Origin of the sequence: Nocardioides sp. GY 10113 (assembly GCF_004919105.1) — a bacterium.
Taxonomy (GTDB): Bacteria; Actinomycetota; Actinomycetes; order Propionibacteriales; family Nocardioidaceae; genus Nocardioides.
This window is the reverse complement of record NZ_STGK01000027.1, coordinates 1-22,696: the sequence shown is the minus strand read 5'-3', so window position 1 is coordinate 22,696 and position 22,696 is coordinate 1. Positions and strand designations below refer to the sequence as shown.

General features: G+C 70.8%; 19 protein-coding genes and 1 pseudogene. 11 read left to right on the top strand and 9 right to left on the bottom strand.

The genetic code is table 11. The annotated features are described in order from the left end of the window. Window positions 1–248, bottom strand: a 248-nt coding sequence (locus E8D34_RS20425) for an aminotransferase class III-fold pyridoxal phosphate-dependent enzyme (protein WP_240771483.1), incomplete at its 3' end; no start/stop codon positions are given. 122 nt (window positions 249–370) lie between these two features. Between E8D34_RS20425 and E8D34_RS20420 the strand changes: the two genes are divergently transcribed. From E8D34_RS20420 to E8D34_RS20390, 7 genes are all read left to right on the top strand, one after another. Continuing rightward, window positions 371–1,807: an aminobutyraldehyde dehydrogenase gene (locus E8D34_RS20420; protein ID WP_136596356.1), complete on the top strand. Its 1,437-nt coding sequence runs from the start codon at window positions 371–373 to the stop codon at window positions 1,805–1,807. Window positions 1,808–1,951: 144 nt separating this feature from the next. Further along, window positions 1,952–3,178 (top strand): saccharopine dehydrogenase C-terminal domain-containing protein, encoded by a 1,227-nt coding sequence (locus tag E8D34_RS20415; protein WP_136596355.1) that lies wholly within the window; start codon window positions 1,952–1,954, stop codon window positions 3,176–3,178. 16 nt (window positions 3,179–3,194) lie between these two features. Further along, window positions 3,195–4,595: an FAD-dependent oxidoreductase gene (locus E8D34_RS20410; RefSeq protein ID WP_136596354.1), complete on the top strand. Its 1,401-nt coding sequence runs from the start codon at window positions 3,195–3,197 to the stop codon at window positions 4,593–4,595. A 194-nt stretch (window positions 4,596–4,789) separates the two neighbouring features. Then, window positions 4,790–5,443: a NeuD/PglB/VioB family sugar acetyltransferase gene (locus E8D34_RS20405; RefSeq protein WP_136596353.1), complete on the top strand. Its 654-nt coding sequence runs from the start codon at window positions 4,790–4,792 to the stop codon at window positions 5,441–5,443. After that, a complete protein-coding gene (locus E8D34_RS20400) occupies window positions 5,440–6,543 on the top strand; it encodes a DegT/DnrJ/EryC1/StrS family aminotransferase (RefSeq protein ID WP_136596352.1) in 1,104 nt (367 codons plus the stop codon). Before E8D34_RS20405 ends, E8D34_RS20400 begins: the two co-directional genes overlap by 4 nt. Further along, a complete protein-coding gene (locus tag E8D34_RS21195; RefSeq protein ID WP_136596351.1) occupies window positions 6,528–8,315 on the top strand; it encodes an oligosaccharide flippase family protein in 1,788 nt (595 codons plus the stop codon). The genes E8D34_RS20400 and E8D34_RS21195 overlap by 16 nt, the downstream gene beginning before the upstream one ends. Window positions 8,316–8,409: 94 nt before the next feature. Beyond that, complete coding sequence (locus tag E8D34_RS20390; RefSeq protein ID WP_346763617.1) at window positions 8,410–9,309, top strand: glycosyltransferase; 900 nt, start codon at window positions 8,410–8,412, stop codon at window positions 9,307–9,309. Here E8D34_RS20390 and E8D34_RS20385 read toward each other — a convergent pair. The 5 genes from E8D34_RS20385 to E8D34_RS20365 are packed head-to-tail and all read right to left on the bottom strand — an operon-like array spanning window position 9,290 to window position 14,937. Beyond that, window positions 9,290–10,447, bottom strand: a complete 1,158-nt coding sequence (locus E8D34_RS20385) for a glycosyltransferase (RefSeq protein WP_168929544.1) — start codon at window positions 10,445–10,447, stop codon at window positions 9,290–9,292. The genes E8D34_RS20390 and E8D34_RS20385 overlap by 20 nt on opposite strands. 45 nt (window positions 10,448–10,492) lie before the next feature. Beyond that, window positions 10,493–11,803 carry an O-antigen ligase family protein gene (locus E8D34_RS20380; protein ID WP_136596348.1) on the bottom strand — a complete coding sequence of 437 codons (1,311 nt, stop codon included), beginning with the start codon at window positions 11,801–11,803 and terminating at the stop codon, window positions 10,493–10,495. Beyond that, complete coding sequence (locus E8D34_RS20375) at window positions 11,800–12,582, bottom strand: hypothetical protein (RefSeq protein WP_136596347.1); 783 nt, start codon at window positions 12,580–12,582, stop codon at window positions 11,800–11,802. Before E8D34_RS20375 ends, E8D34_RS20380 begins: the two co-directional genes overlap by 4 nt. 38 nt (window positions 12,583–12,620) lie before the next feature. Continuing rightward, window positions 12,621–13,562 (bottom strand): glycosyltransferase, encoded by a 942-nt coding sequence (locus E8D34_RS20370; protein WP_136596346.1) that lies wholly within the window; start codon window positions 13,560–13,562, stop codon window positions 12,621–12,623. A gap of 13 nt (window positions 13,563–13,575) precedes the next feature. Continuing rightward, window positions 13,576–14,937, bottom strand: coding sequence for a hypothetical protein (locus E8D34_RS20365; RefSeq protein WP_136596345.1), 1,362 nt, complete (start codon window positions 14,935–14,937; stop codon window positions 13,576–13,578). A 170-nt stretch (window positions 14,938–15,107) separates the two neighbouring features. On the opposite strand from E8D34_RS20365, the gene E8D34_RS20360 reads away from it, so the two are divergent. After that, entirely contained in the window at window positions 15,108–15,812 is a 705-nt protein-coding gene (locus tag E8D34_RS20360) for a hypothetical protein (protein ID WP_136596344.1), read from the top strand. Here the strand turns inward: E8D34_RS20360 and E8D34_RS20355 are convergent. Then, window positions 15,773–17,641 carry a WecB/TagA/CpsF family glycosyltransferase gene (locus tag E8D34_RS20355; protein ID WP_168929543.1) on the bottom strand — a complete coding sequence of 623 codons (1,869 nt, stop codon included), beginning with the start codon at window positions 17,639–17,641 and terminating at the stop codon, window positions 15,773–15,775. The two genes, E8D34_RS20360 and E8D34_RS20355, sit on opposite strands and share 40 nt — an antisense overlap. A 760-nt stretch (window positions 17,642–18,401) precedes the next feature. Between E8D34_RS20355 and E8D34_RS20350 the strand changes: the two genes are divergently transcribed. Further along, the gene (locus E8D34_RS20350) at window positions 18,402–18,692 is read left to right on the top strand and encodes a hypothetical protein (protein WP_136596342.1); all 291 of its coding nucleotides are present in this window, start codon (window positions 18,402–18,404) and stop codon (window positions 18,690–18,692) included. On the opposite strand, the gene E8D34_RS20345 is transcribed toward E8D34_RS20350, so the two are convergent. Continuing rightward, window positions 18,689–19,483, bottom strand: coding sequence for an alpha/beta hydrolase (locus E8D34_RS20345; RefSeq protein WP_136596341.1), 795 nt, complete (start codon window positions 19,481–19,483; stop codon window positions 18,689–18,691). The genes E8D34_RS20350 and E8D34_RS20345 overlap by 4 nt on opposite strands. 27 nt (window positions 19,484–19,510) lie before the next feature. After that, on the bottom strand, window positions 19,511–20,299 hold the full coding sequence (locus tag E8D34_RS20340; protein ID WP_136596340.1) for an SDR family oxidoreductase: 789 nt from the start codon (window positions 20,297–20,299) through the stop codon (window positions 19,511–19,513). A 150-nt stretch (window positions 20,300–20,449) separates the two neighbouring features. On the opposite strand from E8D34_RS20340, the gene E8D34_RS21190 reads away from it, so the two are divergent. Together E8D34_RS21190 and E8D34_RS21185 are read left to right on the top strand one after the other, a co-directional pair. Beyond that, on the top strand, window positions 20,450–21,589 hold the full coding sequence (locus tag E8D34_RS21190) for a LuxR C-terminal-related transcriptional regulator (RefSeq protein WP_136596339.1): 1,140 nt from the start codon (window positions 20,450–20,452) through the stop codon (window positions 21,587–21,589). A 770-nt stretch (window positions 21,590–22,359) separates the two neighbouring features. Beyond that, window positions 22,360–22,696: pseudogene (locus tag E8D34_RS21185) on the top strand (hypothetical protein); the annotation flags it as partial.

Below are 22,696 nucleotides of genomic sequence, written 5' to 3'. Positions count from 1 at the left end.
GCCAGCTCGCTGGCCTGCTGCGCGGCGACCTCGGCCAGGTCGGTACGGCCGTGGCCCAGCTGGCTCACGAACAGCCCGCCCAGGGCGTCGAGGTACTTGTTGCCCTGCGCGTCGTAGACGTAGGCACCCTCGCCGCGCACGATCACCGGCACCTCGGCGGAGTCGTAGGACGACATCCGGGTGAAGTGCATCCACAGGTGGTCGCGGGCGGAGGCCTGCAGGGCGGGAAGGTCGTATTCGTCGGACACGCAGCCATCCTCCCCGGCCCGACCCACCAAAGCAAGCCAATCCGTCGTGTTATCTCTCGTTAACAACGGATTTCGTTGCAGAACACCTTTCCTAGCAACGAAATGCTGACTAGGGTCGACGCATGACCACGCTGCGCAACTTCATCGGCGGCGCGTCCGTCGACGCCGCCTCCGGGGCCACCTACGACGTCGTCAACCCCGCCACGGGGAAGACCTACGCGACGGCGCCCGCCAGCGGCGCCGAGGACGTCGACCGCGCGATGAAGGCCGCCGACGACGCGTTCGACACCTGGGGCGAGACCACCCCCAAGGAGCGCCAGGAGGCGCTGCTGAAGATGGCGCAGGCCATGGAGGACCGGGCCGAGGAGCTCGTGCGCGCGGAGAGCGACAACACCGGCAAGCCGCTCACCGTCACCGCCGAGGAGGAGCTGCCGCCCTCGATCGACCACCTGCGGTTCTTCGCCGGCGCCGCCCGCGTGCTCGAGGGCCTCGGTGCGGGCGAGTACCTCAAGGACCACACCTCCTGGATCCGCCGCGAGCCGATCGGCGTGATCGGCCAGGTGACGCCGTGGAACTACCCGCTGTCGATGGCGATCTGGAAGATCGCGCCCGCGCTCGCCGCCGGCAACACCATCGTGCTCAAGCCCAGCGACACCACCCCCGCCAGCACCGTGCTGCTCGCCGAGATGGCCGCCGAGTTCCTGCCGCCGGGCGTGCTCAACGTCGTCTGCGGCGACCGGGATGCCGGCCGCGCCCTCGTGGAGCACAAGACGCCGCAGATGGTGGCGATCACCGGCTCGGTCCGCGCGGGCATGGAGGTCGCGGCCGCCGCCGCCACCGACCTCAAGCGGGTCCACCTCGAGCTGGGCGGCAAGGCGCCCGTCGTGGTCTTCGACGACGCCGACATCGCCGCCGCAGCGGAGGCGATCGCCACGGCCGGGTACTTCAACGCCGGGCAGGACTGCACCGCCGCCACCCGCGTGCTGGTCGCCGACGGCATCCACGACGAGTTCGTCGCCGCGCTCGCCGAGCAGGCCCGGGCCACCCGCACCGGCCTCCCCGACGCCGAGGGCGTCCTCTACGGAGCGCTCAACAACCCCGACCAGCTCGCCCGGGTGACCGGGATGGTCGACCGGCTCCCCGACCACGCCACCATCGAGGCCGGCGGCCGCCACGCCCAGGTCGCCGGCGGCGAGGGCGGCTACTTCTTCGAGCCCACCGTCGTCTCCGGTCTGCGCCAGCACGACGAGATGAGCCAGACCGAGATCTTCGGACCGGTGATCACCGTGCAGCGGTTCGCGGACGAGGCCGAGGCGCTGCGCAGCGCCAACGGCGTCGACTACGCCCTCGCCTCCTCGGTGTGGACCAAGGACCACGGCCGCGCGATGCGGATGTCCAAGCGCCTCGACTTCGGCGTGGTCTGGATCAACACCCACATCCCGTTCATCTCCGAGATGCCGCACGGAGGGTTCAAGCACTCCGGCTACGGCAAGGACCTCTCGATGTACGGGTTCGAGGACTACACCCGGATCAAGCACGTCATGTCCTACATCGGCTGATCGGCGCCGTGGAACGCGGCGCCTGGCTGCGTTGTCGTCGCTCGACGGCCCGCTGCGCTCACAGGCCGACTGCGCTCCTCCGCCTCGCCAGGCACCACGTCTGACGACGCCAACTTCCTGACCATCACCAACGGAGTGACAACGATGAGAATCCTTCTGGTCGGCGCCGGCGGCGTCGGCTCGGCGTTCGCCGCGATCGCGGCGCGACGCGACTTCTTCGAGGCGATCGTGGTCGCCGACTACGACCTGGCCCGGGCCGAGCGCGCCGCGGCCGACGACGAGCGGTACTCCGCCGTGCGGATCGACGCCTCCTCGGCCGACGCGGTCGCGGCCCTCTGCCGCGAGCACCGGATCACCCACGTGATGAACGCGGTCGACCCGGTCTTCAACATGCCGATCTTCGACGGCGCGTACGCCGCCGGCGCGGACTACCTGGACATGGCGATGTCGCTGTCCCGGCCGCACCCGGAGGCGCCGTACGAGCGGACCGGGGTGAAGCTCGGCGACGAGCAGTTCGCGGTCGCCTCCGACTGGGAGGAGCACGGCCGGCTGGCGCTGGTCGGGATGGGTGTGGAGCCCGGGCTCTCCGACGTGTTCGCGCGCTACGCCGCGGACCACCTGTTCTCCGAGATCGACGAGCTCGGCACCCGCGACGGAGCCAACCTGGTGGTCACCGACGAGGACGGCAACGAGATCTTCGCACCGTCGTTCTCGATGTGGACCACCATCGAGGAGTGCCTCAACCCGCCGGTGATCTGGGAGAAGCAGCGCGGCTGGTTCACCACCGCGCCGTTCTCCGAGCCGGAGGTCTTCGACTTCCCCGAGGGCATCGGGCCGGTGGAGTGCGTCAACGTGGAGCACGAGGAGGTGCTCCTGATGCCGCGCTGGGTCGACTGCCGGCGGGCTACCTTCAAGTACGGCCTGGGTGAGGAGTTCATCAACGTCCTCAAGGTGCTCAACACCCTCGGCCTGGACCGCACCGAGAAGGTCCGGGTCAAGGGCGTCGAGGTCAGCCCGCGCGACGTGGTCGCCGCGGTGCTCCCGGACCCCGCGTCGGTGGGGCCCCGGATGACCGGCAAGACCTGCGCCGGCCTGTGGGTCACGGGGACCGGCAAGGACGGCGCGCCGCGCTCGACGTACCTCTACCACGTGGTCGACAACGAGTGGACGATGCGGGAGTACGGCCACCAGTGCGTGGTCTGGCAGACCGCGATCAACCCGGTCGTGGCGCTCGAACTGCTCGCCACCGGCGTCTGGAAGGGCACGGGCGTGCTCGGCCCCGAGGCGTTCGACGCGGTGCCGTTCCTCGACCTGCTGCGCGACTACGGATCCCCCTGGGGCATCCGGGAGATGGAGCCGGCCGGCGCCTGAGCCGAGCGGACCGACCATGAGCACCACCTCCACCGTCTCCCGCGGCGACGCCCACGCGCGCGCCGACGCCGCCGCACCGCGCGTGCTGTGGCTCGACACCCCCGACCGCCCCGCGCCCCGGCCACCGGTCGGCGCCGACCCGACCGACAGCAGTGCCGACCTGGTCGTCGTCGGCGGCGGTTACACCGGCCTGTGGACCGCGCTGCGCGCCAAGGAGCGCGATCCGGGCCGCTCGGTCCTGCTGCTGGAGGCCGACCGGATCGCCGAGCACGCGACCGGCCGCAACGGCGGGTTCTGCGAGGCCAGCCTGACCCACGGCGAGGCCAACGGCCTGGAGCGGTGGCCCGACGAGTTCGAGACCTTGGAACGCCTCGGGCTGGCCAACCTCGACGAGATCGAGGAGACGGTACGCCGCTACGGCATCGACTGCGGCTTCGAGCGCACCGGGCAGCTGACGGTGGCCACCCGACCGCACGAGGTGGCTGACCTGGAGCCCGACGCCGACGGCTTCCTCGACGCGGCCGCGGTGCGGGCACTGGTCGACTCCCCCACCTACCTGGCCGGCCGGTTGGACGCCGAGGGCTGCGCGATGGTCGACCCGGCGCGGCTGGCCTGGGGCCTGGCTGCGGCGGCGGAGTCGCTGGGCGTGCGGATCGCCGAGGGCACCCCGGTGCGCGCGATGCGTCGTACCGACTCCGGGATGGAGCTCGCCACCCCGCACGGCGTCGTCCGCGCCGCGCGGGTCGTGGTGGCGACCAACGCCTTCACCGACCTGCTCCCCCGCGTCGCGCGGCGCGTGGTGCCGGTCTACGACCACGTCCTCGCCACCGAGCCGCTCTCCCCCGAGCAGCTCGCCTCGCTGGGCTGGGCGGGCCGCAGCGGCGTGGCCGACTCGGGCAACCTGTTCCACTACTACCGGCTCACGCGCGACAACCGCATCCTGTGGGGCGGGTACGACGCGGTCTACCACTTCGGCCGGTCGATCGACGCGGAGCACGAGCAGCGCGCGGCGACCCACCGGGTGCTCGCCGAGCACTTCTACGAGACCTTCCCCCAGCTCGCGGACGTGGGCTTCAGCCACCGCTGGGGCGGCGTGATCGACACCTGCACCCGCTTCTGCGCGTTCTTCGGCCTCGCCCACCGCGACCGGGTGGCGTACGCCGCCGGGTTCACCGGCCTGGGCGTCGGGGCGTCCCGGTTCGCCGCGGACGTGATGCTCGACCTGCTGGCCGGGGAGCCCACCGAGCGCACCCGGCTGGCGATGGTGCGGGAGCGGCCGCTGCCGTTCCCGCCCGAGCCGCTGGCGTGGGTCGGCATCCAGTTGACCCGCTGGGCGTCGGCACGCGCCGACGCGACCGGGCGGCGGAACCTGTGGCTGCGGACGCTGGACCGGATGGGGCTGGGCTTCGACTCCTAACGGCAGCGCCGGACGCTGATCCGGCGCGGCGGATCCTCAATCCTGATGACTCGGAACCTGCTTCCGATCGGCCTGCGTTCCCAACCCTGACGATGGTGCGGCAACTGCGTTGACCGACGGGGGCGATGGATGAGCGCGCTGCGGGGAGGTCCGGTGACACGCGTCACCGGAAATGGGAATGAGGGGTGCACCCGGTGATCCCATTGGTCCTGGTGGCCGCGAGTGGCCTCGCGCGCGAGGTGGCCGCGATGGTCGGCCTGGTACCCGAGCACCACGTCGTGGCATACGTCGACGACGACCCCGCGCTCGCCGGTACCGAGATCGACGGGGTCCCCGTGGTCGGGGGCATCGACGCCCTCGCCGACACCCACCTCGAGGCCGACGTGCTCATCTGCGCCGGGCGCGGTCGGTCACGTCAGGCGATCGTTGACCGGCTGACCCGCCTCGGCGTCTCGCCGGACCGCTACGCCACCGTCGTCCACCCCACGGCGTCCGTGCCGCAGGGGTGCACGCTCGGCGCCGGCACGATCCTGCTCGCCCAGGTCGTCCTCACCGCGCAGGTGACCATCGGCCGGCACGTCGTGGCGATGCCGCAGGTGACGCTGACCCACGACGACGTCGTGGGGGACTTCGCGACGCTCTGCGCCGGGGTCTCCCTCGGCGGGAGCGTCGACGTCGGCGAGCGCGCCTACCTCGGCATGAACGCCTCGGTGCGGGAGAACCTCACCGTCGGCCGCGACAGCACGCTCGGGATGGGCTCGGCCCTCACCCGCCACCTCCCCGACGAACAGATCTGGGCGGGCATCCCCGCCCGGCCGATCTCCAGCAAGAGTCAGGAGCGCACATGAAGGTTCCCTTCGTCGATCTGGTCGCCCAGCAGGCCGAGATCGCGGACGAGGTGCGGGCGGGGATCGACGAGGTTCTCGCAACCGCGGCATTCATCGGCGGCCCGGCCGTCGGCGCCTTCGAACAGGAGTACGCCGACTTCTGCGGCGTCCTGCACTGTGTGGGCGTGGCGAACGGTACCGACGCGGTGGAGCTGGCGCTCCGCGCCGTCGGCGTGACGCCGGGCGGTGAGGTGATCATCCCCGCCAACACGTTCATCGCGACCGCCGAGGCGGTCTCCCGCATCGGCGCGGTGCCCGTGCTGGTCGACGTCGACGAGGAGTCGCTCCTGATGGACCCGACGCGCGTCGACAAGGCGGTCACCGGGCGGACCCAGGCCATCGTGCCGGTCCACCTCTACGGCCAGGCAGCACCGGTCGAGGCTGTCCTCGACGTCGCCGCCGCGCACGACCTGCCGGTGGTCGAGGACGCAGCGCAGTCCCAGGGCGCGCGCAGGTTCGGCAAGGCCTGCGGGTCGCTCGGCACGGTCGCCGCGACCAGCTTCTACCCCGGCAAGAACCTCGGGGCGGCCGGCGACGCGGGCGCCGTGACCACGGACGACGCCGACATCGCCGACCGCGTCCGGCTGCTCGGTGCCCACGGGAGCCGCCAGAAGTACGTCCACGAGACAATCGGGATGAACTCCCGCCTCGACACGGTCCAGGCCGTCGTACTGCGGGCGAAGCTGAAGCGACTCGAGGCCTGGAACGAGAAGCGCCGTCAGGCAGCCGCGCGCTATGCCGAACTCCTCGCAGACCTCGACCTCCGGGTGCCCACCACCCGGGACGGCAACCTCGACGTCTGGCACCTCTACGTGACGCGCGTCGATGATCGCGACCGCGTGCTAGCCGCGCTCCAGGACGCCGGGGTCGGGGTCGGCCTGCACTACCCCGAGCCCGTCCACCTCACCCCGGCGTACGCGCACCTCGGGCTCGGCGAGGGTGCCTTCCCGGTCGCTGAGCGCGCCGCCCGGCAGATCCTCTCCCTCCCGATGCACCCGCACCTGACCGAGGAGCAGCAGCAGCACGTGGTGGAGACCCTCACCGCATGCCTGACACGCTGACCGCAGACGACGACGCCCGCCTGGTCTCCGCCGGGCATCCCGGGCGCGCGCTCGCCTGGACCATCGCCAACACCGCCGGGTCGAAGGTCGGCACCCTCGCGATCGGGATCGCATTGGCCCGCATCCTCGGCCCGGCGGAGTTCGGCACCTACGCGGTCGCGCTGATCGCGCTGATGGGTGTCCTCGCCTTCAACGAGCTGGGGGTCAGCCTGGCCATCGTGCGGTGGCCGGACGACCCACGGTTGACGGCACCCACCATCAACTCGGTCGCGCTGCTCAGCAGTGCACTGATCACCGTGGGCGTCCTTTTCGCCGCCGGGCCGTTCGCCGCGGCGATGGGCGATCCGGGCTCCGCAGGGCTCGTCCGCCTGATGTCGGCCTGCGTGCTGATCAACGGCATCGTGGCGACTCCGGCCGCGCTCCTCCAGCGCTACTTTCGCGCGGACCACCGCATGTACGCCGACCAGGTGAACGTGTGGCTCGGCGCGGTCGCCTCGCTGCTCCTGGCACTCGGAGGCCTGGGGGCACTCGGCCTCGTGCTCGGCCGGATCGTCGGTGCCGGCGTGTCCGGGATCATGCTGCTCCGGTTCAGCCCACTGCCCTATCGCTGGGGATGGAACCAGCTCTACCTCGGCCGACTGCTGAGGTTCGGACTTCCGCTCGCGGCCACCAGCATCCTGGTCTTCGGAATCGGCTTCCTCGACCAGATCACCGTCGGCTACCAGCTCGGCCCCACCGCGCTCGGCGCGTACGTCCTGGCGTTCAACCTCGCCAGCTGGCCGGTCACGATGGTCTCCCAGCCGCTCCGCCAGGTGGCGCCGGCCACGCTGGCCCGCCTTCGCGACAGGGGCGAGTCGATGCCGTCCGCCTTCGCCGCCATCAGTCGGATCGTCGCCGCCATCGCGATCCCGGGATGCGCCGTGCTCGCGGTGACCGCTCCCGACGTGGTCGCGGTGGTCTACGGGGACCAGTGGTCCGCGGCGGCCGCGCCGTTGCGGTGGCTGGCCGTCTTCGCGGCGTTCCGCATCCTGTTCGAGCTCGTCTACGACTACGTCGTCGTCGCCGGCCGCACGCGGTCGCTCCTCACGGTGCAGGTCCTGTGGTTCGTCATGTTGGTCCCGGCGGTGTGGACCGGGATCGCGGTCGCGGGCGCGGCCGGTGCGGCGGCGAGTCAGGTGGCGCTCGCCGCCCTCGTGATCAGCCCCGCCTACCTCATCGTGCTGGGACGCCTCGGCGTGCCCGCTCGGACACTGCTGGCGACCTTGGCCCTGCCGTCCGCGCTGGCGCTCTTCCTGACGGTGGGGATCGGGTGGCTCCAGATGCACGGTCTGTCCAGTTGGGCCGTCCTCGCGCTCAGCGGCACCGCCGGATTGGCTCTCATGGCCGCGACCGCGTGGGCACGCCGCGGCGACCTGGCCGTCTGGCGCCAGGGCTCGGCGCCCGCAGCGACCGCCACGGGCCAGCACGCAGAACCTCAAGCCCCCGTCCCTACCGGCACGCTCCGAACGCGTCCGCAGGAGGAACCGCATGACCAGCCTTCGGGTACTCGTCTATCCCCACGCCATGGAGATCGGCGGGAGCCAACTCAACGCGATCGAGATCGCGTCGGCGATCCAGCACCGCGGTCACGAGGTGCTGATCTATTCCGAACGCGGCCCGCTCCAAGACACCGTGCAGAGCCTCGGCCTCGAGCACGTCGTCGCCGCACCCGGACGGCTGCGCCCCAGCCCGGCCCGAGCCCGCGACCTGCGGGACCTCTCGACCCGCCGTAGCCTGCACGTCCTGCACGGCTACGAGTGGCCGCCGATCCTAGAGTGCTACGCCTCGACACTCCGTCGGTTCGACGCCGCCACGGTCGGAACGATCATGTCGATGTCGGTCGCTCCGTTCGTGCCTCACGACATCGACCTGATGGTCGGGACCGCGCGGATTCGCGAGACGGTGGTGCCCGTCCGAGGCGAACGCGTTCATCTCCTCGAGCCACCCGTCGACACCGATCGCAACGCGCCGGGCGCCGCGCCCGGCGCCTTCCTGGTGAATCATGGTGCGGCTCCTGACGCCGTTCAGGTCGTGATCGTGTCCCGGCTCGTGCCCGAGCTCAAACTCGAGGGGATCCTCACCGCGATCGCCGCCGTGGGCGGGCTGGCCCGCACGGGTCTCCCGGTGCACCTGACTATCGTCGGCGGGGGCACAGCGGGGGACGTCGTCGCGTCATCCGCCGCAGCGGCGAATTCGGGGCTGCCGCGACCCGCCGTCACGCTGACCGGCGAGGTCGCGGACCCCCGGGAGGCTTACGACCAGGCCGACATCTGCATCGGCATGGGTGGCTCGGCGCTGCGTGCCCTGAGCTTCGGCAAGCCCCTAGTCGTCCAGGGAGAGGGCGGTTTCTTCGAGCTGCTGGACCACCGGTCTGTCCCGCTCTTCCTCGACCAGGGGTTCTACGGCGTCGCCCAGCGCAGCTCGGCGGAAGCCGTGACGCACCTTGCCGACGGCATTCTGCGGCCGCTCGTCAACGATCTCGGCGCGCGGCGCGAGCTGGGGAGCCTGGGTCGCCAGCTCGTGCTGGATCGGTTCAGCCTCGACGCGGCCGCGGCGGCGCAGGAGGCCGTCTACCTCAATGCCCTCGAACGCCGCACCGGTCGTCCGGGTGAGTTCCCGCACGCGGCACGCTCGGCGGCCGGTCTGCTCGACTACAAGATTCGCCGACGCCTGGAGCACTGGCGCGGGCGCGCCGCGCGCGACGATTTCAACGCCCGGCCGGCCTGACCCCGGGCGACTCCGCGGCCGCAGCGTCGATCGCTGCCAGCAGGCTGTCCGCTCTGACTCCCCAGTCGTGGGCCGCCGCAGTCGCCCGTCGCCCGGCCACACGGTCGGCGTCCATGCCGCCCGCCAGCGCCTGCACGACGGCCTCGGCGAACGCCTCGGGTCCCGATGCCACCCTCACCTCCGAGGAGCCGATCTCCTCGACCGCATCGAGCGGTGTGGAGACCACCGGACGGCCCGCGGCGAGGTACTCCAGGGTCTTCAGCGGGAAGCTGGCCCGGTTGAACGCCGTGTCGACGTACGGCGTCAGGCCGACCCCCATCGCGCGCAGGTACGAGGGAAGCCTCTCGGTCGGCTGGGGACCCGCCCAATGAACATTGGGGCGATCCACCAGGGCACGGAACCTCTCGGGGTCGACGGCAGGGTCGACCGGCCCCACGAGGAGGAGTCGCACCCCGCGGTCCGCGGTCGCCTCGAGCAACGCGAGGTCGATCCGGGCGTTGAGATGCCCGACCAGCCCGGCGACCGGCGGTGCGAGCGGCATCGGGGGCAGCGGTGCCTCGTCCGTCGCCGCAAAACGTCGGGCATCGCAGCCGTTCGGCAGCGCCAACCTCACCGTGCCGGGCCGGATGTCGAACCGGTCGACCAGGCCACGCGTCACGGCCGCGACCACGTCCGCCCGCGCGAGCTGACGCCGTTCCGCCCACGCCAGGCGACGGGCTGAGCGGCCCATGAGTTCGGCGCCGGCGACGAAGTCGTCCGTCGCGAAGTAGACCTGGACGGCGCCGGCAGGCGCCACGTAGATGGGCTCGGGGCAGGACAACACCGCCGCGTGCGGTCCGCGTTCGAGTCGGTCGAGCGCCCGCGCCACCGCCCGTCGAGAGATCCGGAGGCTGACGCTGCGGACGAAGGGACGGGAGGCCAACGGGGGCGCGACGACCCGAAGACGCCACACACCCGGCGCCACCTCGTCCAGGTCGTCGGTGAATCGGCTTCCCTCCCCCGGGGCGCGGCCCAAGGTCCGCAGCACCGAGTTCGGAGGATCCACCCAGAGCACGTCGACCCGCTCCGCCAGCCGCTCGACCAGGTGCCGGTCCGTCGCCTTGAACTTGTGCCACTCCGCGCCGGCGCAGTAGACCACCAACCGCCGCCGGGAAGTAGGCGACCCCTGCACTGGCCCGGCCATCTAGTCGTCCCCCCGCACCAGCCGGAAGTACGCGCCCGCCATCCCGATCACCAGGAACACCAGCCCGAACGCCATGGGGAACGAGAAGCCGTCGAAGAACGCGAGCAGCACGGCGCCGGCGAGGATGCTCGCCGCGAGCGCCTGGCCGGTCTGCGCGAGATACTCATCGGGCTCGCGTTTGCGGCCCAGCACGCCGCAGGTTGCGGCAACGACCACAAGCGCGAGGAAGGAGAACAGCCCGATCAGCCCGGTCTCGATCGTGAGCAGGAGGTACTCGTTGTCGAGGATCCGGTACTGCGGCAGGAACGTCCCGAAGCCGCGTCCGAGCCACGGCGAACGGCCGATGAAGAGCTCCGCGATCCCGTAGCTGCCGGTCCGCGACGCCGCGCTCGGGTCGTTCTCAGACTCCGTGAACAGGTAGCGCAGCGTGCCGATCATGCCCGGCACCAGCAGGTACACCCCGACGAGTCCCGCCAGGCCGACCACCGCCATCCGCCGCCGGATCGCCCACGACCAGGCGGGGAACAGCACGATCATCACCACGGCGAGACCGGCGATGGCGGAGCGGGAGCCCGAGATCAGGCACGCGCTCGCCATCAGTAGCGCGGGGATCGACCGACGCCAGCCCCCGGTGCCCCGCCGTTCGAAGAGCGCGACCGTGATCGCCAGCGGAACGATCATGCTGAGTACCAGCCCGTACTCCAACGGGCTCATCGCCCCTCCGGCCGGACGCAGGAACCCGCCCCGCTCGACCACGCCCGCGAACGTCTGCGACTTGACGAGTCCCGGCACGGTGAGAGACCCGATGACGTCGGAATGGGTCAGGAACTGGACCAGCCCGAGCAGCGCTTGGACGACACCCAGCCCGACCAGCCACCCGACGAGCGCACGGAAGCGTGTCCGCGTCGCGATGCCGTCGTGGGCGAGCAGGAGCACGCCACCCGCCGACAGGATCCGCAGCACCCCAAGGTCCGCCTGACTGGCCTCGCTGCCGGCGAGCGGGCGCAGCATCGCGACCGGGAAGCTGGCGAGGACCGCCGCCACGAACACGAACGCCGCAACCTTCACCGGCTGTGCCGGAGGGAGGTCCGGCGTCCTGGCGAGCGAGAGGCGCATCCAGCACCAGTAGACACCCGCCAGGAGCCCGATGATCGACGCCGGCCCGCCGGCACCGCCGAGCGGTCCGACGCGCTGGTCGGACGGGATCAGCAGCAGCAATGCGGTGTAGACGATCAGGATCGTCGTGGCATCGGGGCGGAACCTTGCACGGAGGCCGGTCGGCACGCCGTGCGCCGCGCCGGCAAGCGTCATCGCCGGCTTCCGGAGAGTGCCCTGCCCGCGGCACGGGCCGACGGTTGCCCGCTGTGGTCGTGCTTCCGGTGCACGTCAGCGTCCACGGCCGACTCGCCCTCGGTGGCCCCGTCCGTTTCCGGCTCGCCCGCCGGATCCCGCCTCCGGCGGGACGCGGGACGGCGCCTGCTGCCCGAAGGAGGTCCGCCGCCCCGGCGCGCGCCACGTGCGAGCAGCCAGCCGTCGATCACCCCGACCAGAAGGACCGAGACTGCCAACCCACCGACCATCACCACCGCGATCGCCTTGATCTGGTCCTTCCGGGACGAGGTGGCTTCCGCCGCGCCGGTGAGATCCATCGTGGTGATGCGGGACCGGTCCGGCACCTCCAACTCGTCCTGCAGTTCGGCCAATTCGACCGGGATCTCCTCCAGCACCCGCCGCGCCACCTCGGTCGCGTCATCGGCGCTGCCGCCCTCGGTCATCACCAGCACGATCGGCCCCGCGGTCGTGGTGTCGGCGGCGATCGTGAGGCTGACGCCGGGATAGTCCTCAACGATGGGCGCGCGTACCGGCTCGCTGTTGAGTCGGGCCGTCAGCACGTCCCGCGCCGCACTCAGACCGCCTAGGTAGAGGAACGGGTTCCCCTTGTCTCCGACCAGGCTCGGCGGCGGCAGCAGCAGGGCGCTCGACGTCGACTCGTAGCTCTCGCTGACCGACGTGCTCGCCACGTAGCAGCCGGCAGCCGTGAGCGCGACCCCGACCAGGAGTACGTACCACCGCCGGACGAGGCTGCTCATGAGCTCAGCGAGGTTCACGTGATGCTCCGTTCCAACGACTAACCCTGAACCTTAGTGGGGTCACTCGCGGACTCGGGCGTGCTTTGAGAGGACCGCGCGATATCGCCGCTGCCCGGCGCGGGGGTGCCGGTGCGCAGTGTTGCGATCTGCGCCTTGAGCCGGTCGAACCCGTCCTTGCCGAGCAACCGCAACGCCGTACGACGCCCCACGCTCCGGGCAAGATCGCGGCAGGCGCGCTGAGGTCGCGCGACCCAGCGATCGTGTGCAATCTCGCTGGCCGTAGGCGACTCCACCCCGGACAGCGCGCCGACCTCGAAGATTTCTAGATAGCTGGCCGGCGACACCAGGCGCCCGCGGACCCGGTTGCTCACGTTCGACTCGTGCACCACCTGGAGCCAGCCGGGGACGCCCTTGACGTGAATGACCTCCATGCTGCGCCCAAGGAGGTTGTGCCAGTCGACCCAACAGGTGCTCGCGCCGTCCCACGGCTCACGCACCGAACAGAACGCGTTCTCCGGGTCGTTCCGCAGGTAGAGGCCGTCACCGCGACGTATCAGGCCGTTGTCGCAATAGATCGCATGCCGTCGGGGCACGGATTCCGCGGATTGGATGCGCTCGACGAAGTCGCGCGCGAGTCCGTCGTCGTTGTCGAGGTTCGTCGTGATCAACCACTTGCCGCGACGCTCGAGTGTCGACTCGATGTCAGCCAGCAGTTCAGCGCGATCAACCGTCGCGCGAAAGACCGGGGTCAGGACCGACTGCCAGCCACTGATCCGCTCCTTCAGCCACGCCGGCGACTCGGGGTCGAAGTAGACGAGCCACTCGAACGTCGTGGCGGACTGCGCGGCGACGGACGGCAGGCAATAGCGCTCGAAGAGCGCAACCCGCTCGCGGAGCCACCCCTCCCTGGCGCGGATCAGGCTCTCCGCGCCCACCGTCGGGAGGTTGAACCGGGTCAACAGCACGTGGTCGACGTCCATCTCCTGGCTGTCCTTAACTCTTGGGCGCCTTCAGCGGCACCCGATAGATGTGATAATCCGCCTCGTGCGCGAACGTGTCACGGAAACGGCCCCTCATGCCGATCTTGATGCTTCGCTTCTCGAAGAGCACCGTTGCCTTCCGCCCTTGCACCCCCGCGGGCAGCCGGAACCTCCGGACCCCGGGTTGGGAGGCTCCGTTGATCATCGAGAAGATGTAGGCGTACTTCCCGCGCGCCTTGAGCATGGTGTCGAGACCCGCGCCGAAGCGGTAGCGGTAGGACTGCGTGTTGATCACGCGGGCCAGCCGTTGGATCTGCCGGTTCACGCGTCCGGCCGCCCTCACCTGGGCGGCCCCGCAGAAGTTGCTGACCGTCTGGGCGTCCCGAACGACGTTCCCGCTGCCGCACGGCGCGTCCTGGGCCACGCTCTGGTTGAAGTAGATGATCCCCCGCGCCTCGTTGATGACGGAGTTCATCACAGCGCCCTTGACCTGCCGTGGCGCGATCTGCATGGCCGGCCCCTCACCGGGGGACCCGCTTAGCATCTCGACGAACTGCCACTTCATCTGCCGCTTCCCGTCGGCGGCGTCCCGCTTGCTCAGGGAGTTCATCATCCTTCCGTAGCTCGATGCTGTACGGCAGTTGCTCTGGCGGATCGTGGTGAGGTACGGCGCGCGGTACGGCCTCCAGTCGCAGAACGGGATCGTGTACCAGTACATGTCGACTGAGACCGCGTCGGTGTAGTCGTTCACGTACTTCTCGGCGTGACCGGTGTCGAGGTCCGTCCCCAGCACGGTCTGGGTGAAGTTCGCGTATTTGAACCGCCCGTCGCCCTCGTACAACGTCGCCAGGCTGTCGAGGTACGCGAAGCCCTCGGCGGGCGACATCCAGCCGTCGATCTCGTCCTCCAGGAAGTCACCGACCCAGTTCCGACTGTCCTGCTTGAGCCCCGAGATGTCGCTGCCGACGTAGTAGAGGTCGTTATTCTCAAGAACCCGGTACTGGGTGTCGGGGTGCAGGAGCACGTAGGTATTAATGCCGTGCGCCTTGTCCCAGTCGGCCTCTTTCTGGTTCGAGAGGCCGCCCCACCAGACCGCGATCGGGAAGAAGGATGCGTTCGACCAGCCGGCCTCCTTCGGCCTCGCGTACTGCTTCCAGTAGGCGCTCCCGCCCTCCCACGGGACCCGGCGCAGGTTGAGCAGCTTGGCGTTGGCCGCCGCCCGCACAGGTGCATGAGTCGCCTGCTCCGGGACCTGCTCCGTCGCGCGCGACATTTCGGGCGCCGTCCACGACGCCCCGGCGACCGCGGTTACGCCCAGCGCGAGGGCCAGCGACCGCGCCCGTCGCCTCGCGCAACCGCCCGCACGGCCAATCATCGGCTGCCCCCCACGACGTCGTTGTTCGGGGCGTCGGCTGCTCCAATGTCCCAAGATTTCATCGGCATGTGTTCGGGTCTTCCTAGACTAGGTTGGCCGTTCGGTGGTCGAAGGGCGGTTCGGACGGGAACTGAGGTCAGCGGATGGTCGATGGAGCGGCGTCACTCCGAGTGCGCAGCACCATCGAACTGTTCGTGTCGACGATCCTCCGTCGCTGGTACATCACGCTCCCGCTCGTTGTGATCACCGGGCTGCTGGTGATGGCGACTCCCCGCGATCCGGGCACGTACTGGGGGCGAACGGACGTCTATTTCCTCCCCCCGAGCGGGGTCGGTCCCGACCGTCAGAATGTCCTGCAGGACGCGGCCACGAGCATCACATACTTCGCCGCCGCTGTGGAGAGAAAGGTGGTCGGTCACCCGATCAGTGGCCGGTTGGCATCCTCCGATGCGGGGCTGTACGGCACCGGTCTGGACCGCGGCTACACCGTGACGCTCGCGAACAAGGGCTCGCAGTGGGGCACGAACTTCAACAAGCCCGTGCTGATCGTCGAGGCGGTGGCCCCGGACCCCGAGGGGGCGGCTGCTCTTCTCGAGGAGGCCGTGGGCCGGGTCTACGCCGCCGCCGACGAGGCCCAGCGCCGCACCGGGACCGGTGATGCCGAGCTGATCACCCTCGAACGCAGCCCCGCGAGCATCGAGATCTCGCACGTCCCGGGCAGCCGCAAGCGTGCCCAGGCCGCCCTGCTGGCGCTCGGTCTGGGCGCTTCCCTGGGTCTCACGTTGGGCGCCGACTGGATCCTGCGAACCCTGGCCGTGCGACGGCAGCGGCGCCGTCACGAAGCGCTCGACGAACTGTCGGGCTCGACCGCCTGAAGGCGGCGACCGGGCGACGCCGCACCCGCCTCGGAGACCCGGTGCAGTCGCCCGGCCCCAGACGTCTTCGACCCACCGGCCGCCGGCGTCGCGGCCGGAAGCCGATCCCACTGCCGACGGCTCACGAGGTACCCGAGCGTGGCTCGCGACTGGCGACGACCAGGGGCCCTCAGAGCAGCGCCGCCGACGAGGATCGCCCGCATTCCGAGTGTGTGGGCGGGGCCATGGTGGCTCGAGTCGTACCGGAGCCGGTTCACCGCCATCAGCGCCCCGAGTTCGTAGGAGGTCCCGGAGGCGCCCCCGACGTGCTCGACCACTGAGGACGGCTCGTACCAGATGGACCAGCCGGCCTCGCGTACGCGACGGCAGTAGTCAGTCTCCTCGGAGTAGAGGAAATACTGCTCGTCCCACCGCCCGACCTCCCGAGAGACCTCCTCGCGCAGCATCATCGCGGCACCGGTGGCCCAGTCGATCGCGTGCGGGTAGCAGTAGGACTCCGCGTCGTGGTCGGTCTCGGTCGCCCAGGCCGGCCTGCCCGGCGCGCGGTTGCCGAGGAGCGCGTCGGCGAGCGAACGGGTCAGGCTCGGCTCGAACCGCAGCGACTTCGAGACCTCGCCCTGCTCCCCGAGCATCTTCGGTACGACGGCGCCGACGCCGGGCCACCACAGGCGAGTCCACATCTGCGCGACCGCGTCCGGACTCAGCCGGATGTCCGGGTTCAGCACCAGCACCGCACGGCACTCGCCCGCGACGCCCAGGCCCACGTTGATGCCCCCCGCGTAGCCCAGGTTGCCGCCCGCGCGCACCCCCGTGACGTCGGTCTGGCCCGCGACCGCCGCGAGGGTGCCGTCGACCGAGTCGTTGTCCACCACCACGACCCGCAGCCGCAGGTCCGTGGCCTGCCCACGAAGGTCGGCCAGCAGGCCACCGATGGTGTCCGCGCTGTTGTAGGTCACGACCACGACCGTGACGTCGGCGGGCCCCTCACCGCACACGAAGGTACGGCCCGTCGGGACCTCGGCCGTCCCCTCGCCGAGAGCCGCCGCCTCGCCGGCCGGGCCCCGTGCCTCGCCGCGCTGCACACCCCGGGCGCCGGGGAGCAGCCTGGTGTCCCGGCGCATCGCGACGTACGCCGGCCCGGCGTCGAGCAAGTAGCGGCGCGCCAGGCGCCGGGGCTCCTGGGCGAGCCGCCAGGCCCACTCGAGTCCCCTCTCGGACACCCACGACGGGGCCCGGACGACCTTGCCCGCGACGAAGTCCGCCGCGGCTCCGAAGGCGAGCATCACCCGGGCGCCCGTCAGGTGCCCGTACTCGGCGATCCACACCTCCTGGCGTGGCTTGCCCAGGCATACGAAGAGCAGGTCGGCGCCGGCATTGCGCACCTCCCAGGCGAGGCGCCGACTGTTGCCCCCGTCCTCGAGCTGCGCGCGTTCGGGCGCCCAGAAACCCGCCACCTTCAGCGCGGGGCGTTGGTCGGCCAGGCGACGCGCGAGCTCCGCGTGCGTCTCCGGACTCCCGCCGAGAAAGCCCACGCTCATCCCCGCGCCCTCAGCTGCATCCAGCAAGGGTGCGATGAGATCGCTGCCCGCGAGCTTCGGCCAGTCCTGAGACGTCACCCGCCGCACGTGTCGGACGAGCGGCTCCCCGTCGAGCAACGTGAGCCACTCGACCAGGCCGGCCGACTGAGATGCCTCTTGCGTCCCCCGCCAGCGGCCGCTGGCACCGAAGTGATGGACGTGGTCCAGGTTGGCCGACGCGATGGCGAGCGGAGGCGCCATCAGGTCGTGCGCCCGCGCGATGATCCGGTGCACGACCTCGGGCTGCGTCATCAGGTCGACATCCGCACCCCCCAGTGCGATCCTGGGCGACCCACCGTTCTCGACGGGAGCACTGCGTTGTGTGGCATCCATTGCCTGTCCTCGTGGTTCCCGTTGGCGATGATTCACGGCCCGAGTGCGCGCCACAGCCCCGAGTTCGTCGGACCGGCCGCGTTACCGAGGACTGATCAATGGATCCCTTCGGCGGCACGACCTGACCCCACCAATCTCGTGTGCACCGCGACTGCGACGATGCCACCAACCGCGAGCCGGAAATCAAGTGAATCGGCAAGGAATACCCAGACCTGTGGAAATCGGCTCGTGTACAGGGGACACCCTCGGCGACGGGGCACCACGTCGCCTGCCACGAAGCGTCATCGGGCTTCGCTGACCGACAGCAGAACAGGTCGCCCGACGTCCGGCTGGTCAGTGTCGCCGGCGGCGACGGCCGAGGGCGGCCGTGGTCCACAGCCGCAGCTCATCAACCTGCGGTCGGTCGCCCGGCACCGCGGACCGAGCCTGGACAACAGCGCAGGGGGACCCAGCGCTCGACGGGCCCCGGGTGCAGCTTCATGAAACGACCTTCGGGAGCAGTGACGGCGTAACGATTTTTGGCGGTCAGCGAGCTGCAGTTCGATAGCCGACTCGGTGAACCGCAGTTCACACACAGGACCCAGGCTTTCCGGGCGTCGCATCTCCGCGATCCCGGTCCACGCGGCCGCCCATCTGCGACCCTGGCCGGGCGACGAACCGCCGTCCTCCGATGGCCGCCGTGGCGCTGCCACTGCCACTGCGGGCAGCACTCCTCGGCGCGGCCACCCTCGGCCTCGTCGGCGGCCTCATCGGATTGCTCCTGGGCCTCGACGCCTACCCGCCCACGACCTGGTTCGCCGTCATCGAGATCGGCCTGCCCGCCGCCATCCTCGGGGCACTGATCGGCGCCGCCGCCGGCTCGATCGCCTGGACGTACCGACGCGTCCGACGCGGGCGAGCGCTCCCCCACCGCCAGGACGGCCGGCGAACGCCGATCCGCGTGTGTCGTTGCCCGGCTGTCGACTGCTAGGTGAGGTCCTTCGTCTTCAGCCAATCGAGCACCTCCTCCGCAACCTCGCGCCACCCGCCGTCGATGGTCAGCGAGTGGCCGCGGCCCTCGAACTGCTTGAGCTCGGTGACGGCCGAGGAGTCGCGGTACTGCTTGAACGTGGACCGGGTGACGACGTCCGGCACCGTGTGGTCCGCCGTGCCCGAGATGAGCAGCAGCGGCCCCCGCTCGTCGTTGGCGGTGTCGACCGCGGCTTGGGCGTGCATGACGAAGTTGGCGGTGGCGGCCTGGAAGAGTGGACGCGCCGGTGACGGGATGGCCCAGCGCTCGTAGAGGGCATCGGACTCCTCCTCGCTGACGGCGTTGCCGAAGCCGAACCGGAACTCCTTCCGCGTGAGCGAGACCGAGCGGTGGAGGTTGGCCGGATTGCCCAGGGCGGGCAGGCCGGCGCGCAGCTGGGCGAGCGGAAGCGGGAGGACGCCCTTGATCTGGGCCGGGTCGATCGCGACGGCGCCGGCGCCGACCCCTTGGCCGAGGAGCTTCTCTGCGATGAGGCCGCCGAACGAGTGCCCCACGATGACCGGCGGCTGGTCCAGGTCGGCGATGATCGCGGCGTAGTGCTCTGTGATGTCGTCGATGCTGAAGTTGGCCACCGCGTCAGGATTCTCGCGCGCCTCGGTGACGGTCGGGGGCTCGTGCGGCCAACCCGGAGCGCAGGGCTCGTATCCAGCCCCTGCGAAGAGCTCCATCCAGGGCTGCCAGCTCGTGGCGTGAAGCCAGAGACCGTGGATGAACACGACGGGTCTGTTCATGGGTGGTGCTCCTTCGTTGGGTGTGGATCAGGTGGTGCCGATCAGGCCTCCGTCGATGACGAAATCCGCGCCGGTGACGTTCGACGTACGGTCGCTGGCGAGCATCAGGACGAGGTCCGCGACCTCGGCAGGGCGGGTGAACCGGCCGGTCACGCTCGCTGCGGCCGCCCCGGCCTGGACGTCGGCCGCGCGAGCGCCGCTGGCCTTCGCGACGGTGGCGGCGACGCCGTCGCCGCCGAGCCACAGGTCCGTCTCCACCGGACCCGGACTGACCGTGTTGACCCGCACCCCACGGGGGCCGTACTCCTTCGAGAGCGCTTTGCAGGCGCTGCTGAGCGCGGCCTTGGCGGCGCAGTAGTCGACCACCAGGGGGTCGGGCAGCACGGCGTTGACCGAGCTGATCGTCACGATCGAGGAATGGGTGCGCTCCACCAGGTGCGGGAGTGCGGCGCGCATCGTGCGCAGCGCCGCGAACAGGTTGATGGTGAGGGTGTCCACCCACTCCTCATCGCTGACGGACAGGTACCCGTCCGGTCGAGGGCGTACAGCGCCGACGTTGTTGACCACGACGTCGAGGTGCTCGTACCGCTCGACCGCCTCCGTCACCAGGCCCGCCGGTCCGGTGGGCGTGCTCAGGTCGAGCCGCACGGGATGCAGGTGCCAGCGGTCCGCGAGCAGGTCGAGCTCAGGGCTGCCGTGCAGCGACCCTGCGACCACCAGGGCTCCCTCCTCCGCCATCGCGCGCGCGATGGCCAGCCCGATGCCCTTGCTCGCCCCGGTGACGACCGCCACCTTCCCGGTCAGGTTGAGCTCCACGTCATCCCCAGCGTCATCCTCAGCCTCCACGATCGATGACCACCACGATGACCGATCGACCACCCGGCGCACCCCACGTAAACGCGTGGTTTCGGCTCTTGCGTGGCAGCCACGGTTCCTGAACGCTGGGGCCGACACAGGAGGTGGGCCGTGGATGAGCTCGACCAACCTGGGGCGCTCGCGCTGCGCCACGTGCACGACCGCCTGCAAGCGGGCCCCTTCCGCAACGAGCCGGTCAGCCCGGCCATCCACGCATCCTGGCGGCGAGACGCCGCGTCGGGGCTACGGCCCGACGAGATCCATCCGCCGTACGACGCCGACGTCGACGACGACAGCCGGCTCCACTGGGCCGCCGCTCCAGCGATGACGGCGGTCAGCGCGGACCTGCCCGATCTGCGCACTGCGCTGCTGCTCACCGACCGCCGGGTCCACGTGGTCGCGCGCTGGACCCGAACCGCGAGAACAGCGATCCAGATGGAGGCTGCCGGGGCGGCCCCCGGCTTCTTCTGCAGCGAGTCGGCGGTGGGCACCAACTCCATCGGGATGGCCGCCGGCACCCGCGGATCGTCCCTGGTCCGCGGGTTCGAGCACTATGCCGACGCGTTCACCCATCTGACCTGTGCCTCGCGCGCCGTCACCGACCCGCTCACGGGTCAGCTCCTCGGCGTGGTCAACATGACTGTCGCCGATCCCGCACCCTGGCAGCTGATGACCGCACTCGTCGGTCGGGTGGTGCACGAGACCACGCAGCGGCTGCTCGACGAGACGGGCTCGAGGTCGATCGCACTCTACGACGCCTTCCTCCAAGCTCGGCGCCGCTCCCGGGGCCCGATCGCCGCGGTCGATCGCAGCGCGCTCTTCGTCAACTCGGCAGCCGGCCGGTTCGTCGCCGCGACCGACCGCGAAGCCCTCTGGGACTGGGCCCAGCGATCGGTTCACGGCGGCTCCGACCCGAACCCACCCCTCCGCCTACCGCACGGGATCGCCGACGTCCGGTGCGAGGCCATCTACGACGGCGCCGAGCTCAGCGGCATCCTCATCCGCTTCTCGCCCGCGCCGACGCCCGCGGCCACCGGCCGAGCGGAGTGGTCGCGCCTGACCGACGCGGAGAGGAGCGTCGCGGAGGCCGTCGCCGCCGGCCTCACCAACCGCGAGACCGCGGCCAGGCTGTTCCTCTCGCCGCACACGGTGGACTACCACCTGCGTCACATCTTCCGCAAGCTCGACATCGACTCCCGCACCCAGCTCGCCCGGATCGCGGAGCGCAACCTCTCCGCCGGATCATCGTGACGAGCGGACCCACTGCTGGCGCTGAGCGGGTGCGGTGGTGGTGGAACCCGCAGAGGAGGACGGCGTACTCGAGGTCCGTGCCGCCGCCGCGGGACCACGGGACCTCATGATGTGCCTCGCACCAGGTCGCCGGGACCGTGCACCCCTCGGCGCGGCAGGTGGCGTCCCGCAGCCTTGGTGCCTCGCGCTGGGCCGGGGTGAACAGCCGCTGGCCTGGCTCGGGGCGCTTCGCCCCCAGCCACCGGCTCCGGCGGTTGGGGTGCGAGCGCAGCGAGCCTCGAAACCCCGGACCGCGCCGAGGTCAGCGCGTCGAGGCAGGTCGCCAGGCGGATCGCCGTCGCATCCGGCACCACCAGAGTGATCCGGGTGCAGACACAACCTGCACCCATCACCTTCGATCATCAATCGGATGCCATCGCCAAGCGGCCGCCCATCTGCCCCCCCCTGGCCGATTGACGAATCGCCGACGTACGATGGCCGCCGTGGCACTGCCACTGCCGCTACCACTGCAGGCGGCACTCCTCGGCGCGGCCACCCTGGGCCTCGTCGGCGGCCTCACCGGGTTGCTCCTGGGCCTCGACGCCTACCCGCCCACGACCTCGCCGTCATCGAGGTCGGCCTTCCCTCCGCCATCCTCGGGGCACTGGTCGGCGCCGCCGCCGGCTCGATCGCCGGGACGAACCGACGCGTCTCACGCGGGCGACCGCTCCCCCACCGCGCAGGCGGCGGATGAACGCGGTCGCTACCTCGTCGGGCGTACCGTGAGAGCCGTGTCCAACGACGCCCATGCGCTCCCCGCCGACGAGACCGACGTACCGACGCTGCTGGACTGGGCCGGCGGCCCTCCGGCGATCCGGCGACTGATGGACGCCTTCTACGACCGCGTCGAGCGGGACGACCTGCTCAGTCCCCTCTTCCCCGGAGGCGTCTCCGACCACCACCGCTCGCACGTCACCGACTGGTACGTCGAGGTCTTCGGCGGCCCAGCGATCTATACCGACGAGCACGGGGGCTACGAGGCGATGCTCGCCCACCACAAGGGCCTGGCGATCACACCCGCCCAGCGGCATCGGTTCGTCGCACTGCTGAGCCTCGGCGCCGACGACG

Excerpts from the sequence above, each read along its gene's own strand:
- E8D34_RS20420 (WP_136596356.1), top strand. The coding sequence starts at position 371 with ATGACCACGCTGCGCAACTTCATCGGCGGCGCGTCCGTCGACGCCGCC.
- E8D34_RS20415 (WP_136596355.1), top strand. The coding sequence starts at position 1,952 with ATGAGAATCCTTCTGGTCGGCGCCGGCGGCGTCGGCTCGGCGTTCGCC.
- E8D34_RS20410 (WP_136596354.1), top strand. The coding sequence starts at position 3,195 with ATGAGCACCACCTCCACCGTCTCCCGCGGCGACGCCCACGCGCGCGCC.
- E8D34_RS20400 (WP_136596352.1), top strand. The coding sequence starts at position 5,440 with ATGAAGGTTCCCTTCGTCGATCTGGTCGCCCAGCAGGCCGAGATCGCG.
- E8D34_RS21195 (WP_136596351.1), top strand. The coding sequence starts at position 6,528 with ATGCCTGACACGCTGACCGCAGACGACGACGCCCGCCTGGTCTCCGCC.
- E8D34_RS20390 (WP_346763617.1), top strand. The coding sequence starts at position 8,410 with ATGTCGATGTCGGTCGCTCCGTTCGTGCCTCACGACATCGACCTGATG.
- E8D34_RS20380 (WP_136596348.1), bottom strand. The coding sequence starts at position 11,803 with ATGACGCTTGCCGGCGCGGCGCACGGCGTGCCGACCGGCCTCCGTGCA.
- E8D34_RS20375 (WP_136596347.1), bottom strand. The coding sequence starts at position 12,582 with ATGAGCAGCCTCGTCCGGCGGTGGTACGTACTCCTGGTCGGGGTCGCG.
- E8D34_RS20370 (WP_136596346.1), bottom strand. The coding sequence starts at position 13,562 with ATGGACGTCGACCACGTGCTGTTGACCCGGTTCAACCTCCCGACGGTG.
- E8D34_RS20365 (WP_136596345.1), bottom strand. The coding sequence starts at position 14,937 with ATGATTGGCCGTGCGGGCGGTTGCGCGAGGCGACGGGCGCGGTCGCTG.
- E8D34_RS20355 (WP_168929543.1), bottom strand. The coding sequence starts at position 17,641 with ATGACGCAGCCCGAGGTCGTGCACCGGATCATCGCGCGGGCGCACGAC.
- E8D34_RS20345 (WP_136596341.1), bottom strand. The coding sequence starts at position 19,483 with ATGAACAGACCCGTCGTGTTCATCCACGGTCTCTGGCTTCACGCCACG.